Annotated in this window: 1 protein-coding gene; it reads left to right on the forward strand. The window is 53.1% G+C overall.

Annotation, left to right across the window (positions count from 1 at the left end; genetic code table 11):
• Window positions 1-5,195: non-ribosomal peptide synthetase (locus tag JOD82_RS28820; RefSeq protein WP_209950383.1), on the forward strand; the 5,195-nt coding region annotated here is incomplete at both ends.

Raw genomic sequence — 5,195 nt, forward strand, 5'->3', positions numbered from 1 at the left:
GCCAAATTTGATCTGACCTTGGATGCCGTGGAGCAGCCGGAAGGCATTCTGTGCAGTCTGGAATACAGCACGGCGCTGTACAAGCCTGAGACCATCGCGCGATTGGCACAGCATTTTACCGAACTTGTTCGTGCCATTACCCTTCATCCGCAGCAGCCACTGGTAGCTTTGGATATGGTAACTGTCGAGGAGAAGGCACAAATCATCTACGGTTTTGGAGATGTGGGAGTATCGGATGTTACTGCTGAAGCAGGAGGCTTATTCCATACTTATGTGGAAGAACAGACCCAGCTTATACCAGATCATGTGGCGGTGGTGTACGAGGAACAACAACTGACGTACCGCACACTGAACGAGCGTGCGAACCAATTAGCCCGTAGATTGCGAAATGAAGGCATTGGCCGTGAATCGATTGTTGGCATCTTGAGTGAACGCTCGGTCGACATGCTGGTCGGCGTATTGGCGGTATGGAAAGCCGGAGGTGCATATGTACCGCTGGATGCAGACTATCCGTCTGAACGCATCCGCTTCATGCTGGAGGACAGTGGTGCTACGGTACTGTTGACCCAAACGGGCTTACAGGAGCGCGCGCAGGTCTGGCTGGATGAAAGCGAAGCAGTATCCGAACCCGCAACGGGACTGTGTCTGCATACTGTACTGGCGCTGGACGATGAGTCGCTGTACACCGGGGATGCCACGGACGTTGAACCTATTAATGAACCGAAGGATCTGGCGTATGTGATCTACACGTCGGGAACAACGGGACGTCCGAAGGGCGTCATGATCGAGCATCGCAGCTTGGTGAATACCGCCGCGGCGTATCGTCGGGATTATCGCCTGAACCAGTTCCCGGTACGTTTGCTGCAGCTGGCAAGCTTCTCCTTCGACGTGTTCGTCGGCGATATCGCCCGGACGCTCTATAACGGCGGAACGATGGTTATCTGTCCGAAAGACGACCGGATTGACCCGAGCCGTCTGTATGGCTGGATTCGTGACTACCAGATTACCGTGTTCGAATCGACTCCAGCCCTGATCGTACCGTTCATGCAGCATGTATACGAGCAGGGACTGGACATGAGCAGTTTGGAATTGCTGATTACCAGCTCGGATAGCTGCAGCGTGACGGATTATCGGGTGTTGCAAGAACGATTTGGCGCAGATATCCGCATTATGAACAGCTACGGTGTCACGGAAGCGGCGATCGACTCCAGCTTCTACGACGAAGAACTGTTGAAGCTGCCAAGCAGCGGTAATGTGCCGATTGGACAGGCATGGCTGAACGCACGCTTCTACATCGTGGACAGCCAGCTGAATCCGGTGCCGATCGGCGTACTGGGCGAGTTGTGCATTGGCGGAGCTGGGGTAGCACGGGGATACCTGAACCGTGCGGACCTGACGGCCGAGAAATTCGTAGCCAATCCGTTCGTGCCAGGTGAACGATTATACCGCACAGGTGACTTGGCGCGATGGATGCCGGACGGCAATGTGGACTTTATCGGCCGGATGGACTATCAAGTGAAAATCCGGGGCTATCGGATCGAGCTGGGCGAGATCGAAACGGCGATCCAGCGGGTGCCGGGTGTACGTCAAGCGGTAGTCATCGACCGGACGGATGAGCGTGGACACAAGTACTTGTGCGGATACATCACAGGAGAAGCTGAGCTGCGGATCGAGGAGGTACAGGCCGAACTGGAAGCCGGACTGCCAGCGCACATGGTGCCTGCACGTTTGATGCAACTGGAGACGATCCCGCTGACCAGCAACGGTAAAATCGACCGTAAGGCCTTGCCGGAACCGGAAGGAAGCATCCATACGGGTGCAGCCTATGTGGCACCGCGTACCACGGTGGAGCAAGTACTGGCTGCGGTATGGGCCGGGGTGCTCGGCGTGGAAGCGGTAGGCACGCAGGATAACTTCTTTGAGCTGGGTGGCGATTCGATCAAAGCCTTACAAGTATCCTCCCGATTGCTGCAAGCAGGTTATCGACTGGAGATGAAAGACCTGTTCAGTCATCCAACCGTGTCTGCCTTGGCACTGAAAGTCCAATCGGTGACCCGATTGGCGGATCAGAGCGAAGTGGTGGGCGCTGTGAAACTGACACCGGTGCAACACTGGTTCTTTGAGCAGAACCTGACGGATGCTCATCATCATAACCAGTCCATCATGCTGCATAGCAAGGACGGTTTTGATGAACCGGCCCTGCGCACGGCGATGGATCAAATCGTTAGCCATCACGACGCACTGCGGATCGTTTTCCGTCCTACGGAGCACGGATATGAAGCCTGGAACCGTGCGGTTGGGGAGGGCGAGCTGTATACGCTGGAACGTATAGACCTCAGCCATGAGACTGAGGTGTCAGCGGCGATCGAGGCTAAAGTGAATGAAATTCAGGCGGGTATTCAGTTAAGCGAAGGACCGCTGGTGAAACTGGGGCTGTTCCATTGCCCAGATGGTGATCATTTGCTGATGGCGATTCATCACTTGGTGGTGGATACCGTATCTTGGCGCATTTTGTTCGAGGATATTACAACCGCCTACGAGCAGGCATTGAACGGACAAACGGCTCGCCTTCCGCACAAAACGGATTCGTTCCGCACCTGGGCGGATGGGCAGTCTCAATATGCGAATAGTCCGGCTATGGCAGCAGAACTTGAATTCTGGAAGGAAATGGAACATGGCGTATATCAGCCGCTTCCAAAAGACGAGTCCCCTTCTCATTCCTTGAATAGGGACAGCGAGAACATGACAGTTACGTGGACAGCTCAGGAAACGGAGCAGTTGTTAAAACAGGCGCATCGTGCCTACAACACGGAGATGAATGATTTGCTGCTTACCGCCTTAGGACTGACTATTCATCGCTGGGCGGGCTTGGAACGAGTGCTCGTGAGCCTGGAAGGCCATGGACGGGAGTCCATTTTGCCAGAACTGGATATTACGCGGACGGTGGGCTGGTTTACGACCCAATTCCCGGTGGTGCTGGATATGAGCGTGGGGCAAGACCTTTCACAGCGCATCAAACAGGTGAAAGAAGGACTCCGCCGCATTCCGCAAAAGGGCATTGGCTACGGGATGTTGAGATACCTGTCCGCAGCCCGTGAGCAAGAGCGTTTTGTGACCGAACCTGAAATCAGCTTTAACTATCTGGGACAATTTGATCAAGATATGCAAAGTCAGTCCATTGGCGTATCTCCTTACTCTAGCGGTGCAGAGCTTAGCGCCCATGCAGCCAGATCGCACACGCTGGATATGAACGGACTGATTTCGGAAGGCGAACTGCAATTGACAATCAGCTACAGCAAGCAGGAATATCGTCATGAAACGATGGAGCAGTTAGCTGAAGAGTTCAAAATCAGTTTGCAGGAAATCATTGCGCATTGTGTAGGCCGCAAACAGCAAGAACTGACGCCAAGCGATGTCATGCTTAAACATGTAACCATGGCCGAGCTGGATCAGTTGGTAGAGCGGACTCGTGACATCGGGGAACTGGAAAATGTATATGCGTTGACGCCGATGCAAAAAGGCATGCTGTTCCATAGTCTGATGGATGCAGCGTCAGGAGCTTATTTTGAACAAACGACCTTTGATTTGGACGGACGCTTCCAAGCGGATATTTTCCAAGATAGCTTGAATCATTTGGCGCAGCGGCATGAGATCTTTAGAGCTAATTTCATCAGCGGTTGGCAGGATGAGCCTGTGCAGGTGATTTTCCGCCGCAAGGAGGTTGGTTTCAGATGTGAAGATTTGCGTCATCTGAATGAGCAGGAGCGTGACGCGTATGTGCAGGAATTTATTCGCCAGGACAAGGCAGCCGGATTCGATTTGTCCCGGGATGCGTTGATGCGCGTGGCGATTTTACGAACAGGTGATGAGGATTATTATTTTGTGTGGAGCTCTCATCACATCTTGATGGATGGCTGGTGTGTGGCGTTAGTCACGGATGAGGTGTTTGAGGCTTATTTTGCAGCCGTGGAGCATAGACAGCCGAAGCTTGCCCCCGTGACTCCATACAGTCAGTATATTGAGTGGCTTGAAGCACAGGATGAAGAAGCAGCAGCTTCCTACTGGAAGGATTATTTGCTCGGCTATGAGCAGCAAACTTCGATTCCGACCGGAAAAGTCGGCGCGAAAGCGGACGGTGCACAATTTGAGCATATCCTGTGCGATCTGGGCAAGGACTTGACCGGACGTATGGAAATGGTGGCCAAGCAGCACCACGTGACCCCGAATACATTGCTGCAAACCGCCTGGGGCTTGCTACTCCAAAAGTACAACGGTAGTGACGACGCTGTTTTTGGCGGTGTAGTGTCGGGTCGTCCAGCGGAGATTTCGGGGATCGAAAACATGGTGGGCTTGTTCATTAACACCATTCCAATACGTATCCGCAGTGGGGCTGACGATACCTTTGCCGACCTGATCAGAACGAATCAGAAACAGGCGCTGACTTCTCAAGATTATGAAACGTATCCGCTGTATGAAATTCAAGCCTTGACCGAGCAAAAGCAAGACCTGATCAACCACATTATCGTGTTTGAAAACTATCCGGTGGAGGAGCAGGTCGAGCAACTTGGGGAAGGTGCAGCGTCGGATTTTGAAATTCGCAATGCCGGCATGATTGAACAAACCAACTATGATTTCAATCTGGTCGTTATGCCGCAGGAAGCGATGAAAATCCGATTTGAATACAATGCGAAGTTATATGATCGGGAAGCCGTTGAACGGACTCAGGGCCATCTGATACAGCTGTTGGAGCAGGTGGTAGCGAAGCCGGACATTCGGGTGCAGGAGCTGGATATGGTAAGTGAGCAGGAGCGTGAGCAAATTCTCACCGTATGGGGCAATACAGCTGCTGAGTATCCAAGCGAGCAAACGATTCATGGCTTGTTCGAGACACAAACGGCGCAGACACCGGAACAGCCAGCGTTGTTCTTTGAAGGAGAGCAGCTGACCTATCGCGAGCTGAATGAACGTGCGAATCGTCTGGCGCGCACCTTGCGTAGTCAAGGCGTGACGAAGGATCGACTGGTGGGTCTGATGACCGAGCGTTCGGTGGACATGATCGTGGGCATCTTCGGGATTTTAAAAGCCGGGGGCGCATATGTCCCCATCGATCCGACCTATCCAGAGGAGCGTATCCGCTACATGCTGGACGACTCGGGTGCGAAGCTGTTGTTAACGCAAAACCATCTGGTTGATAA

Source organism: Paenibacillus sp. 1182 (genome assembly GCF_017833915.1).
In the GTDB taxonomy this organism is placed as follows: domain Bacteria; phylum Bacillota; class Bacilli; order Paenibacillales; family Paenibacillaceae; genus Paenibacillus; species Paenibacillus polymyxa_D.